Raw genomic sequence first — 13162 nt, 5'->3', positions numbered from 1 at the left:
GGGCTCTATTGGGTGCGCTTTGACCAACTCGCGCTACGTCGCTGCTCAAGCCTGTCATCGCGAGTATTTGTAGCGATCAACCAATCCAAATTCTACGAGCAAACAAGGCGGTGTTCATGAACAAGGATGCGCCGAAGAGTCCTATCACTCCTGCCAAAAGCCACTTTGCTCGCAATCCTAGATCAGCCAACGTCACAAACAGGGGAAATGAAACGAGATTAAATCGACTCATGGAGACGAAGCCTGCTGGCCCACCACTGAGCGTTAGATATGGCAGAAGCAGGACAGCCATGGCGAACAGTGTCCAGCTTGAGCGCAGTCGAGACCAGCCCAAAACAATCAGGAGAATGAACAATAATGTAAACCAGCTAGCTTGTCCCCAAGGATTCCAGTCGTTGAGCATCATTCGCGTGAACGGCTCAAGCTTTAGTGCAGCAATTAATCTTGCCGCTAGCGTCGTTCCTTGATGGAAAGCCGCCTGCCCATCCACAAAAGCAAACGGAGTTCCGAAAGCGCTCCAGAGGTAGATCATGAATAGCCAGATGCCCGACGTCGCAAGAAGGACGCATGGCAGGAGGGCAAGAAGGAACTTCGTCTGATCGCGATTGGCCCACATCTCCCAGAGAAGGACAGGCAATAGGACGATGCCCGTCGATCGAGTAGAGACTGCCAGGCCTGCAAGCAGTGCTGCCGACAAGTAGTACTTTCGTTTCAAAGCATGAAAAAACGTGACGATCAGCAGCAGTGCCAAGGGCTCGGTATATCCGGCAGATAGCAAGACCGAAGCGGGAAAAAAGCTGAGCAGCGCCGTTGTGGCGAGAGCCAGTTGATCACCAAATTCCTCGCGAACCAGCTTGAAAAGGACGACGATCGCGAGCAATCCCGCGACGTTCGATACCAACAGCATTGCATCCGCAGGCGTGAGACCGCTAATCGTCGCCAAGCCCCGTGCGAGCATCGGATACAGCGGGTAAAATACGATGTTCTGTTGAACCGTCGGATCGCCGTTATACTGATAGCCTTCTGTGACGATCTTGAAATACCATTCCGATCCCATTGCAGCAGTTGGTGGTACCAGATCGGTCCCGCAGACCAGACATCTGGCCCGGAGGGCAAATATTTTTGGGAGAATACCAGTCCGAGTGCGACCACCACCCGCGAACAAAAAAATATCAGGATGGCCAAACCATAGGGAAGGCAGGAAGGATCTTTCCAACTGGGATAGCGCATCTCCATTCCATACTGTCGCTCGGTAAGAGCCCAAGATCAATTGCCCCAGGTGTACCGCCTTGACATTTGGCGGGCATGACGCGGCAGACCAGGTGCCGACCCAGGTCCCGCGCGTCGGCCATGACGCCGGCGTCTGTCACCGGAATGTCCGCTGCTGGTCGGCGGAAGGCGACAGCAATGCCGGCCGTGGTTCAAAGACGACGGTAATCTATACGCCGCCGAAACGCAGTTATGAGCAAGGCAATGGCTATTGCAGTGAGGCCGTAGCCAGGTTGCGACGCGCCCGCGCTGAGGCGGGCCTCGACCAGGCAAGTCGACGCGCGATGAGATAGCTGTCACATAAACGATATAAAGGACGCTGTCGCTTGTACCACTGCCGGCAACGATCTAGGCATGTCGATGAAAAGTCGCCTTCTATCGATCGGGCGGGCTGGATGAGCATTGGTACGGGTATTGGCCGCGACGTCTATGCGCCCGAATTGCATGTCATGACGGTTGGCAATCGCGCCTATGATACGAACAACCGGCCAGTCAATTTCTCGCAGATCTTCGGTCTGCCAGATGAGAGCGCGGCCATCACCGTGATGGCGGGTTTGAAAGGCAAACAGCCGTTCTATGACGCGTTTCTGGCGGCCTATCTCGATCCGTCGAACGTCGCGGCGATGCCGGATTATCTGAACACAACCCTGGCGGACGGCGCAATCGTGCCAATCTACTTCACCGACGCTTACGAACTCCGCAAGTCCGGACAGTCGCATAAAATCCGCTCTGGTCTTGTCTCCTTCGTCAAAGACGTGACGGGCGAGACCCTGACGCCGCAGGATGCCTGGGCCAGGTTCCAGAGCCCGCCAATGCTGACCCGTGAACGCTTCGTACGGCAGGTCTACATGCAGGAGTTGCGCGAGGCCGGTAAGGATCAGAACGAGGTGGGCACGGACGGTCTGCCGCGCAACGGCGGTAACAATCGCGGTTACATGGCGATCCAGACGTTGTTCACCGGCAATGATTGGAAGGGTGATGTTGCGATCGGCAACCCCTGTTCCGCACCATGGCGGGTGGCAATGTTGAAGTGTTCCCCCGGCGGCGGCTTGCAGGTGGCGGCGTTGGGCAAGGACGCCCCGTCGGGTTACGGCCTCGTGACGTTGGGCTATGGCGACATCAATATCTTCGCCCGTAACAATGTCGTTGTGAACCGCTCGCGCATTAACACCTTTAGCGGTGGCGACGAGATTATCTGGTCAACGGTGGGTGATATCGACGCCGGCCGCGGCGCCAAGACCGCCCGCGTGTCGTCGGCGCCGGAGGTCCAGACGGATATCGACGCGGTGACGCGCATTCTGGAGAAAGCCGACATGTCCGGCAGTGGCATCGGCACCATCATTGGCTTCGCCGGCGTGGAGGAGGGCGACGTCCATCTGATCGCGCCAGAGGGCACGGTGAATGCCGGCGACGCCGGTGTGCGGGTTAGCGGCAATCTCAATATTGCGGCCCTCTTTGTGCTGAATGCGAACAATTTCCAGGTCTCAGGTGAGGTCAAAGGTTTGCCGGCGAAAGAGAGTTCGGCGTCTCCCTTGAAGCTCGAGGGCGGCGACGCCAGCCAGAAGGCGGCTATCGACGCGGCGAAGGATGTAACGCAATCCGGTGCAGGCCAGCAGGCTTCCATCATCATCGTCGAGGTGCTCGGCTTCGGCGGCGGCGGTGGCGACGCTCCGGTCAATCAAGACGAGCAGCAGGAGCGGCGAGGCGGTGTGAATGAGCAACGGTCTCAAAATCCGGACAGCGCCTACCAGGTTCTTGGGCGCTGGCCAAATGACGGCGGACGAGGCCAGGCAGGTGATAGCCGAGCGCCGTCGCGTCTCCGGACGGCGATGAAGCGCGAAAGATGTTCACTACGTGCGGCACGCAAGGGACTGTCCGTTTCAAACGGCCACCATGAGCGAATGTCGGTATCGGTGGTTGCGTGTCCAGGATTTTGAATAAGTTAGCGGGCGGTTCGGAGCTTACTTTGCATGGGGTTGTTTTCGATATTTTAGTTGGGGCGGACATGCTCCGCTGACGGGCAGGGCTAAAGACATCAAGTTGCATTGAACCGGTATTGCGGTTAAGCAATTGAGATGGAATGGAAATTCTCTGTCGCCCCGATGACGGATTGGAACGTGAGTTTAGGAATTTCAATTAGTTTGAGGACCGCGTGTGCACAACGTGTGCACGGAGAGATCAATAAAAATCTTGCGACAGCCAATGTGAGCCCCTCTGAAGTGGGGCAGGGCGCGTGAATCTGGGCGTGGTGGACGACAAAGGTCGAAGGCGGGGAGCTACGCGTGCTGGGACCAGCGCCGCTGTTGTCGGAGGCGAAAAGCGTCGCCTCTTTTGCCCAGCTACGTTGGTTCAACTTGAAAGCGAAGAATTGCGGCAGCGGGGTTGGTAGCGCTCCCTGATTTGGAGGCCGATATTGGCTAGCCATGTTATGCGTGATCAAGATAGTCGGACACGCCGTTCGGCCGCGCATCGAGGAATACTGCGCAGTGCTGAGGATTGGCATAGTCTCAGATACCCACGGGCTCCTGCGGCCTGAGGCTGAGCAAGGGCTTGCCGGGGTGGCGCATATCATCCACGCCGGCGATATTGGTCGCGCGGACGTTCTCGTCAGGCTCCGTCGGATTGCGCCTGTCACCGCGGTCAGAGGAAACATCGATACCGGCGACTGGGCGAAACGTTATCCCGACACTCAGGTGGTACGGCTCGGTGAACGGTCTTTCTATGTCTTGCACGACCTTCAGGAACTGCAGATCGATCCAGCAGTTTGTGGAATTGACGTGGTGATTTCCGGCCACTCGCATCGTCCGCGGATCCAAACGATTGACGGTGTGCTCTATCTAAATCCTGGAAGCGCCGGGCCACGGCGTTTCAAGCTGCCTATCACGCTGGCCACTTTAGAGCTAACTGCAAGCTGCCTTCGGCCGGTCATTCATGACCTTAGTCGCGCCGAGTGATGTTGACGGGGCCGACTGAGCACTAAGCAGCGTCCTTTCTAGGATATTCGCAACCAGGCTCGGCGTGCTATCTTCGACATGCTTGATGGAGGCTGAATAGGCATTCGGATGGCTGCGTCGACCCGAATAGAGTATGCGAAGATTGCACGCTTTGCTGCAAGGTAATGTCGATAGACGAACTGAAGAAGCCAGTAGAGTGTTGGTGCAAGCAGCACTGCAACGTTGGAAGGGGGTGCAAGATATACGCCGAGCGACCCGCTGAATGTCGTACATTTAACTGTCATTGGTTGACCGATGAGAGGTTGGGACCGCACTGGAAGCCCAACAAGTCCAAGATTCTCCTGACCACGTCGGAGGATGGTTTGGAGATTAGGCGCGCCCCCGGGTTTCCAGATGCCTGGCGCAAAGAGCCGCTCCGAAGACAGATATACAAATGGGCTGAAACTGGAGAACACGGCGATGTGACCGTCTTGGTGATCGTCGATGAAAGAATGACGCTTGTCACGCGCAGTCGCGAGTTTGACCTTGGTACCGTTTGTGCGGACGGACGCATTGTGCGCGAACTGGATGGAACGCGCGTGGTGAATGTCACTGTGTGGTGAAAGCATCTGATCTGCGCAAGTATAGGGTCTTGCTCGCGCCGTTTGAAATTCAATAGAAACTCAAATAATCGCGGTGCTTCGCCAGCGCCTTTGGACGATAGGGTCGGTCGCCGGTCACGCAACGTGCCTTGGCCAAGCCAAAGCGGTTGCGAACAAAGTCTTCATGTAGGATGTCCGGCCCTTTGCCGTCTCGTACGCCTTCCCTGGTGCCCTCGGTCCAGGCGCGACCCCATCCGGTCCGCTCGTCGTGCTGGATGCCTTCGTATGACGGCTTCAATTTCAGCTTGGTCATATCCACGATGAGCGGATGCTCGACTGCCGTTGCCTCCTTGATCATCCACTCCAGTGCCAAATCGGATAGGCCGGTCTCGCGATAGCCACCGCCCACGTCGGAATGCACGCCGGGAAACCAAACCTGCTTGATGCGACCACGCGCTTTGGCGTCCGGCGATTCTTCCGACTCGTCCCAAATCTCCGGCGCGAAGATTTCGCGGTTTTCGTCGATCGAGAGTGCTTGGCGTCCGTAGGGGACGTAGGGATTTAGCGAGGCATTGTGGAAGGCGTGACGCCACAAGACCAATCCGCTTGAGCCTGGAATGCCGAGCGCGCGCACGGTGTCCCAGACTCCAATGAAATAGGGAAAGGGAGGGTTGCTGGAATCGACGGAAAGGCTCTGGTAGCGGTCGCGATATTCCAAGCCAAGGGCAATGCGCTCTTCTTGCTTCTTATTGCCTCCGTAGTGCTTGTAGACCGCCTCAACCGCCTCCTCGACAAGCGCCAATCGACCCTTCTTGTTCCGAGGGTCGCGGGGACTGTTTCCCGCGGCGTCGCGTTGCGGAATACCACACAGCGACAGCACGCCGCCGAGACTACGTACGGTAAAGGCGCCACGACTGAATCCGAATAGAAAAACCCGGTCACCCGGTTCATAGTGTTCGATGAGTGCTGTATAGCAGTCCTTGATATTTTGAGAGATTCCGAGGCCGGTCGCCCGGCTGGCGAGATCGTACGCCCAACGCCACCACTCGCGCTTGTGCTCCGCACCCAGGCCTTCATCATAGAACGTTACCTGTTGAGCAGGGGCAGCCTTTTTCGCTGCGTCCCATAGCTTCCAGACGTTGGTGCGCACCGCCTTTGGCATGCTAGCACCTTGGCCAGTTCCATCGGAAAGTATCACAACGTTTTTCGCCATATTCTGCTCCGCCACCAGGAAGGGACGCATCAATCGGCGCTTTGGGACATGCACGACCAGCCCTAAGCGTAGTGAAGCCGTCGCGGCTGGATCAGCCCAAGCAACAGCGGCTGCGGTGGACGCGCGACGAAATCTATCCGCTTGGTCTCGCACATTGTGTCTGTTCCTATGGCTTTGTCTATTCTATTCGGTGGTGGACCTTGTCGCTCATTCGACCATGCAGGATTGGCGTGCCGTATTCGCTCTGATCACGAGAATTTCCTAGCTGTTGTCCTTTAAGCGTAGACCAAAATGACCCGTCAACATCTGCTCCTGGCTTGATGCTACAGGTATGATCACGCACGAGCACTGTGCGTAGTAATGCGGATCTACTGCCTCCCGCAATCCGCAACAACTCAAGCTCGATCTCCAAGTCTGTGTTGTTTCGGCTGCCGACGTTATGACGGTGCGCCTGTCTATCGCCAACCCGGCCGCCGCAGGGTCTCAGAAGCCATTCTGACAAGAGGAAGTTCTGTAACGATCTCAATAAGCAAAAGGCTATGATTTATCAGAATGCGCGTTGAGGGCACAAAGGAAATTTGAAGACTTTGTGGCTCTTCACGAGAAAGGATTTCCGTTCGCTCTCGGCAGGCTTTTGTCGGAACTCGCGGACATTGTGGACCATCACCCAGCGCTCCGTTGCGGCTACGCGCATACGAGTTTGTGACGCGCCTGGTGTGCCGTCAGTAAGCGTCCGCTTCAGCTCAGTTTTCTTTGCAAGACAACAGAGCTGAAGAGGCGAAGGGCGCATCGGCCATAGGCCAGCGCGGGAGAACATCTTGACGCTTGTTAGCTGGACCGTTATCGCCGCTTGTGACCCCGGGTATGTGGAAAGATGTGAGTATTGCCAGCAAACCTCAAACTAACTGTTTCTGTTGATGGCTCAGCGGGCTCGCGCCGACGGTATCTGATCTTGAGGAGCGGTCATTCCGCAAGTAGCCGGCGGCATGCGCTAATGAGCCTAAGGTGCGGCGCTCCCAAAGAGCGGCGCATGACAGCCAAATATGTGATTGATTAGGGGCGCCTCGCTAACGATCCAAGAGTTCGGCAGGAGATTTGCGAAGACGGTGCTCCGTCACCCCACTCGGTCGACGGTTGAGCGGCTGTCGTCAAAACCTCGTGCCGACTGGATCGTGGGTGGAGAAGCGATCGATGGCAGAGACGCGGTTGCGTTGGCTTTGAAAATGAAGCCGGATGTGGCAATCGTCGATTACTCAATGCCTATCATGAATGGGTTGGAGGTTAATCGTCGAATCAAGTCGCATCATCTGCACACAGAAGTACTAATTCTCACGATGCACGAAAGCGAAGCAATTCTGACGGAAGTCCTCCTGGCAGGCGTACGGGGATTTCTGCTAAAATCAGATACAAGGGACCATCTTATCTTGGCTATTGAGGCATTGCTTGATCATCGGCCTTACTTCACCAGCATACTGCTGGAGAAATTGCTTCACGATTACCGGCTAAGCAAGAAGGATAAATCGGAGGTCTTGTTGTCTTCGCGAGAACAGAGCGTTGTTCAGCTGATTGCGGAAGGGCATACCAACCGGTCCGTAGGTGCGATCTTGAATCTTAGCGTGAAGACGGTCGAAACTCATCGCGCATCTGCAATGCGTAAGCTCAATATTTTCATCGACGGCTGAATTGGTCCGGTATGCCATTCGTACAAAGTTGATCGGACTTTGAAAGGAAAATATCGTTCCGCCCGTTGAACCTGCTGTTCTTCCCGCCAAGACCGCCTGCGCAATTTCGCCGTTTTACTGGCGGCGCAAAGTTTCTGCTGCTGTCAGCGCTTCCGACCGGAATGGCCGTCGTATCCGTCAAGGCTTGAACCGGAATGGTTGCCGGCGCACCGCGCATGGTTGATCCAAAAATCGCGCAAGTCGTGCGCTACGGCGTTCTGCATATGACCGCACAACGTGCCCGCGCTCGGGCAGTGGCAAAGGTTCTGTGCGGCAAAAGCCCACTGTCATGAGGGCACTTTCCGTCCACAACGTTGTGTGTCCTGAAGCGCATATCATGCGCCACGACGCAGAGGTTCACGGCCGCAGCGCTGCCGGTCCCATGACCAATGTATCTTACTTTGTCGGCGCTGGGTTTCGGCGCTGGAGGAGAGTCAACCCAGGAGTTGTTCGCTGAAGTATTAACAACCAAATTGACCCGGGCGCAAGCCCGTTGAGCAATACCTGGCGTAACGTTGCCCAGACATTGCGTGGCAATGGCATTGTTCGCATTGTCTCTGGCCCGATCTCTCGCCTTGGCCTTTATCTTTGAGGAATGCCTTCCGGCGCAGGCATTATCATCCCCGCGCCGCTCGGCCCTGCGGTTGAATTCAGTGGCAGTGAGTTCGATACAAAAGTCGGTCGCGAATGCGGATCCAATTCCGTAGCTGACAGTGGGCGCATAAAGCGCAACAGCAGCGAGCGCAAGCGATCCGACTTTCATGGCTTTCCAGTGTCCTCGCTCTCACCGTTGTATACCGCATTCCGAAGGTTGCCGCCAGAAGCAGCCCCGTGCATGGGTCCAGTCAAGTAATTCTCGACGAAGCAGAACTCGACCTGATCTGGAGCGCGTGCCTTGGCTGCACACATATGGGGCGAGGACTTGCGACGAGCCGGCGGCGACTTCTGCCCAGTGCGTCGATCATAGGCATCTCGTGGCGATGCCAGTGATTCCAATCATTACGATGATGCAATTCATTTCGAAACATTAATTCCACGGCCAGCGCGCCGTAAGGCGACGACGTGCATCACTGTCTCACAAGGGCGAGCAACCGCGCGCTGATTTCATGGAGAGCTTTTTATGACGAGCCGTCCCTCCGAATCTGTCAACTCACAATCCCATCGGGTTCAGCGACCTTCGTTACTGTCGGCGCGAAGGCTGGCACTGATGGCGTCTGTCGGCCTCGGTGTAGCCGTTTACGGTTTCAGCCCTGCGCCTCACGCCTTCAACATTTTTGGCGCCGCCGCGCACGCCGAGGTCAATCAAGCGGTCACCAACGGTGCCCAGCCCGTGGGCTTCGCCGACATGGTGGAGCGGGTGAAGCCTTCTGTGATCTCGGTCAAGGTCACGATGAAGAAGGCAACCGACGCCAGTGAACAAAGCGATGACGAAGGAGCCGGTTCGCCAATGGAGCGCTTCTTTCGCCAGTTTGGCGGCCCAGATGGGGTGCCGCAAAAGCCCGGCCACGATGGTCGGTACCGAGGAATGATGGGCCAGGGTTCAGGCTTCTTCATCTCGTCAGATGGTTATGCCGTGACCAACAACCACGTCGTTGAAGGCGCTGACAAAGTCGAGGTCACGACCGATGCAGGAAAAACCTACACCGCGAAGGTGATCGGAACGGATTCGCGGACCGACCTGGCCCTGATCAAAGTCGAGGGTGGCTCGGGCTTCCCGTTCGCCAAGCTGTCTGAAGGCAAGGCCAGAATCGGCGATTGGGTGCTTGCGGTCGGCAATCCATTCGGCCTCGGCGGCACGGTCACTGCCGGCATCGTGTCAGCCAGCGGTCGCGACATCGGCAGCGGTCCATATGACGATTTCATTCAGATCGACGCGCCGGTCAACAAAGGCAATTCGGGTGGCCCGGCTTTCAACATGCAGGGCGAAGTCGCTGGCGTGAACACCGCGATCTACTCGCCATCCGGTGGCAGTGTTGGCATCGCGTTCTCGATCCCGGCCTCGACGGTGAAGAGCGTGATCGCCCAGCTGAAAGACAAGGGAGCGGTCAGCCGAGGCTGGATCGGTGTCCAGATTCAGCCGGTAACGCAGGATATCGCGGACAGCATGGGTCTGAAGCAGGCGGAGGGCGCGCTGGTGGCCGAGCCTCACAAGGACGGACCCGCTGCCAAGGCCGGCGTTGCCTCGGGTGACGTCATCACCGCGGTCAATGGTCAGTCGATCAAGGATGCCCGAGAGCTCGCACGGGTCATTGGTGGCCTTGCTCCTGGCAGCGCCGTCAAGCTCGACATGCTGCACCACGGAAAAAGCAAAGTCGTCAATCTGACCCTTGGCCAACTGCCCAATGCTCAGGAAGCGAAAGTTGACACCAATACCGATAGCAAGGGTTCAACCATGGATGTTCCGCGACTGGGTATGACCGTCGCGCCGGCAGCCAAGGTTGAGGGTGCGGGCAAGAAGGGTGTCGTTGTTACGAAAGTCGATCCGAAAAGCGCAGCCGCGGATCGCGGCTTCAAGAAGGGAGACGTGATCCTGGAGGTTGCCGGAAAGAGCGTGGCAACTCCCGGCGAGGTTCGCGAAGCGCTCGAAGCCGCGCGCACCGACAAGAAGAGCAGCGTATTGATGCGCCTCCGTTCCGGCGACGCGTCCCGTTACGTCGCTGTGCCGCTTGCAAACGGCTAGAAACGCAAGAGGTCGGCAGCGGTTGTCATGACCGCTGCCGATCATTGGTTAGACCATCATTGTTGCTTGGGCGCTCCGCCTGAAGGCTTCGCTTTGGATTTGCTTAGGCCGCGGCTCATGACTGCTAACAGCCATAACATCGATTCGTCGGTCAGTTCACAGCCGAAACCGTCGTGGACTGATGCCTGGCACCTCTGGAAGGTCGTTTTCCCGAGGCGATCGATCACGGGCCGTTTGGTTTGGGGAACGGTATGGCGGCGCTGGAACGGACGGCGTTGGTCCTACAAAAAATTTGTCGAATATTCGGATGATTGAGGAGCCTGGCTCTAAAGCGTGGCTTGGGTTTATTCGGTCGGGATTTGGCGTCGGGATGTGAATGTAAGTAATTGATATTTAAATATATTATACTATTTTTGCGATTTTAGTATAACTGCTCACATTCTATCGAGGCGTTTCCTGACAAGCGCTGACATTGGAGCGCGCATGATCTCTCCAGTTCGCATTTGATCAACGCGGACTTCCTTGCGCAGCATGTGAGCATCGGAACGTCAAAGCGGGTACCAACGTGTGCAATTTCCGTCTAGTCTGCAGTGCGCGCGTTCGCAGTTCATCTCATTTAAGAGAGTAATCTAAGCTGTTGAAATATCGAGACCATCGCTTTTTGTGGCGCCCATGATGGATTGGACCGGGACATCTCAAAAAGCGAAGCGCGATCAGCACTTAAGCACGGTCGTTGCCAGCCATGCTGTACCAAATGCTGTACCGTCCAACTGACGCTTCCACTTTAGCGAACAAAATTCTGCGTTAGGCGGCGTGCGGCGGCCACAGAGAGTAGTAGTCGTGTCCAAGAATCTGAGCGGTTGCCATTATACGCCAATCGAAAGCCGAGATTCGCGTTGGAAGCTCAATCACGGGACCGACGCCTGCAGCTTCCATTTGCCGCGAAACTCTCTCGGTGTAACTCCGGAAAATCGTCGGAAAGCGCGAGTGAAATGCGCAGGGTCGGTGTAGCCTGAGGAAAATGCGATATCGATAATCTTGGCATTCGTGTCGCGCAGAAGTTTAGCGGCATTTTCAAAGCGGACCCCGTCAAGCAGGTCAGAATATGTAACGCCCGCGCTTGAAAGTTTGCGTTGAAAGCTTCTGATGCTGATGCCAGCCATCTCTGCGATTTCTGCGATAGTTGGAATTCTATCGTCCAAGTAGGATGGCAGCATCAATTTGACTGCTGAGACGATTTCGTGGCCGGACGGCCCAGTGTCGTCGTTATGTGAAGGCGCCGGCGTCTCGCTTGCGAGATTGGGGAGATCCAGGAATGAAATGGGAATATCGATCCATGAGGAATTCTGATCCGATATGAAGCGGGTATTCTGCCAGAACGACCGAGTCTCAAGGCTCGGTTCATAGCGGGCTTCGAAGGCCATCGTCGCCGGAACCCAGTGGGGGCCGGAAAATTGCCTTACGATATGCATCACGTAAACATTCTGAAGCCACTGCGAATGCTCAAGATGCGGCATCCTGGCCGTGCCCGCGAGCTTGCTGCAAATTCTCACGTGATTGTCGTTGCGCTCCAGCCACACACTCACGGTCGTGTCTTCAAGGGACGCCCATTTGGACAATTGCTGCAAGGCAATGAATAGCGTCGGCGAGAAGCGGATGATGGCTCGCATCTTTTCGCTCAGGTGGCAGAATTGCAGCTGGCGAGCAGCTTGAAAGCCAATGTCTGTGATGCCTTGCGACCGCTGCGCGGCCTCCGCGAAACGTATCGCTTGCAGGATTGGGATATAGTGCTCAGCCTTTTCCAGCAAAGAAGCTGGAAGGCGAAACTTGGTGAGCAGCGCCTCCGTTGGAGCACCGATCTCATCACAAATGGCAGCGAAAGGAATGAGGAATTGGCAACGAGTTAATGGAAGTATCGTCATTGTCATTTTTTCTTCTCGTACACAATTTGAGGCTCGGCGATTTTCCACGCTTCGACGTGCGGCCTGGCTGAACTGCCGACAGCTTAATAGTTCCCGATTGGCGTGTATTGCAAAATGTTGCCCGCTGCCTTGGAGGCGGAAGGGGGAGGGGCTGGTCGGCGCTGGAAGCGTCCTTCGAGTCCAGCTTGGCAGTTTATGGCAAGACCGCCGAGGATTCTCCATTCATGCTCCAGCAAAAGCTAGACGAGGCGTCCCGGCGTTTGGCCTTCACCACATGTCTTCGGTCCCATGAAGCCTATTCAAATACCTTCCCGGTACTCGGTGCGGGCGGCGATTGCGGCCTCACTGTGTCAGGGTGACGCAGCACTTCAACGTACAGCACTCCAACTGGGGATGAGCCCGCGCTCGTTACAACGTCATCTCGCCGCAATGGGCACCAGCTACAGTGACATGGTTGCGGAAGTGCGCCTCGATACGGCGTGCCACCTGCTTCTTGAATCCAACGAGCGCATATCGGAGATCGCCCTGCGCCTCGGCTATGCGGGAACGAGCAGCTTCAGCCGTGTCTTCATGCGTTTGATAAAAATACAGCCTGTCATTTATCGGCGGCAGAGAGCTGTTGAAGGAAATGACAAGTCCCGACTCGGGAAGGAGCCGCATGCGGGCAACCACAAGCCGTCGCGATCGGCGCGAAGTGGCAAGGCGTCTTCCTTGCCAGGCGGGAATTGCATTGCAACCCTTCGAAAAGGGAAAAGATAGCGTTTTAACGGTATTGACGGAAGGACTTTAACGTCAGCCTGCCATCGCTACGACAGGGCGAAC

Annotated in this window: 10 protein-coding genes; 7 read left to right on the top strand and 3 right to left on the bottom strand. The window is 56.4% G+C overall.

The genetic code is table 11. From position 1 onward, the window contains the following. Positions 1-76: 76 nt before the first annotated feature. Positions 77-1057 carry a glycosyltransferase family 39 protein gene (locus tag ACFXS9_RS02280; protein WP_392684660.1) on the bottom strand — a complete coding sequence of 327 codons (981 nt, stop codon included), beginning with the start codon at positions 1055-1057 and terminating at the stop codon, positions 77-79. 265 nt (positions 1058-1322) lie between these two features. Here ACFXS9_RS02280 and ACFXS9_RS02275 point away from each other — a divergent pair, with 265 nt between their 5' ends. The 4 genes from ACFXS9_RS02275 to ACFXS9_RS02260 all read left to right on the top strand — a co-directional run bounded on the left by ACFXS9_RS02275 (position 1323) and on the right by ACFXS9_RS02260 (position 4825). Then, positions 1323-1562 carry a filamentous haemagglutinin family protein gene (locus ACFXS9_RS02275; RefSeq protein WP_392687214.1) on the top strand — a complete coding sequence of 80 codons (240 nt, stop codon included), beginning with the start codon at positions 1323-1325 and terminating at the stop codon, positions 1560-1562. Between the two features lie 33 nt (positions 1563-1595). Next, positions 1596-3206: a filamentous hemagglutinin family protein gene (locus tag ACFXS9_RS02270; RefSeq protein WP_392684657.1), complete on the top strand. Its 1611-nt coding sequence runs from the start codon at positions 1596-1598 to the stop codon at positions 3204-3206. 549 nt (positions 3207-3755) lie between these two features. Continuing rightward, a complete protein-coding gene (locus ACFXS9_RS02265; protein WP_392687211.1) occupies positions 3756-4223 on the top strand; it encodes a metallophosphoesterase family protein in 468 nt (155 codons plus the stop codon). A gap of 470 nt (positions 4224-4693) precedes the next feature. Then, on the top strand, positions 4694-4825 hold the full coding sequence (locus ACFXS9_RS02260; RefSeq protein WP_392684655.1) for a hypothetical protein: 132 nt from the start codon (positions 4694-4696) through the stop codon (positions 4823-4825). Between the two features lie 49 nt (positions 4826-4874). Here the strand turns inward: ACFXS9_RS02260 and ACFXS9_RS02255 are convergent, their stop codons facing one another. Beyond that, entirely contained in the window at positions 4875-6017 is a 1143-nt protein-coding gene (locus ACFXS9_RS02255) for a DUF2235 domain-containing protein (protein ID WP_392684653.1), read from the bottom strand. 1172 nt (positions 6018-7189) lie between these two features. On the opposite strand from ACFXS9_RS02255, the gene ACFXS9_RS02250 reads away from it, so the two are divergent. After that, on the top strand, positions 7190-7699 hold the full coding sequence (locus ACFXS9_RS02250) for a response regulator (protein ID WP_392684651.1): 510 nt from the start codon (positions 7190-7192) through the stop codon (positions 7697-7699). Positions 7700-8858: 1159 nt separating this feature from the next. Further along, entirely contained in the window at positions 8859-10418 is a 1560-nt protein-coding gene (locus ACFXS9_RS02245; protein ID WP_392684648.1) for a Do family serine endopeptidase, read from the top strand. 908 nt (positions 10419-11326) lie between these two features. On the opposite strand, the gene ACFXS9_RS02240 is transcribed toward ACFXS9_RS02245, so the two are convergent. Continuing rightward, positions 11327-12346 (bottom strand): helix-turn-helix domain-containing protein, encoded by a 1020-nt coding sequence (locus ACFXS9_RS02240; RefSeq protein ID WP_392684646.1) that lies wholly within the window; start codon positions 12344-12346, stop codon positions 11327-11329. A 282-nt stretch (positions 12347-12628) separates the two neighbouring features. Between ACFXS9_RS02240 and ACFXS9_RS02235 the strand changes: the two genes are divergently transcribed. Continuing rightward, positions 12629-13099: a helix-turn-helix domain-containing protein gene (locus ACFXS9_RS02235; RefSeq protein WP_392684643.1), complete on the top strand. Its 471-nt coding sequence runs from the start codon at positions 12629-12631 to the stop codon at positions 13097-13099. The last annotated feature ends 63 nt before the right edge of the window (positions 13100-13162 follow it).

Source organism: Bradyrhizobium sp. RDI18 (assembly GCF_043203335.1).
Classification (GTDB): domain Bacteria; phylum Pseudomonadota; class Alphaproteobacteria; order Rhizobiales; family Xanthobacteraceae; genus Bradyrhizobium; species Bradyrhizobium retamae.
The sequence above is the reverse complement of the archived record's forward strand: the minus strand, read 5'-3'. Positions and strand labels throughout refer to the sequence as shown.

Coding starts and splice junctions, on each gene's coding strand:
- ACFXS9_RS02245 (WP_392684648.1), top strand. CDS start 8,859: ATGACGAGCCGTCCCTCCGAATCTGTCAACTCACAATCCCATCGGGTT.
- ACFXS9_RS02280 (WP_392684660.1), bottom strand. CDS start 1,057: ATGGGATCGGAATGGTATTTCAAGATCGTCACAGAAGGCTATCAGTAT.
- ACFXS9_RS02255 (WP_392684653.1), bottom strand. CDS start 6,017: ATGGCGAAAAACGTTGTGATACTTTCCGATGGAACTGGCCAAGGTGCT.
- ACFXS9_RS02235 (WP_392684643.1), top strand. CDS start 12,629: ATGAAGCCTATTCAAATACCTTCCCGGTACTCGGTGCGGGCGGCGATT.
- ACFXS9_RS02240 (WP_392684646.1), bottom strand. CDS start 12,346: ATGACAATGACGATACTTCCATTAACTCGTTGCCAATTCCTCATTCCT.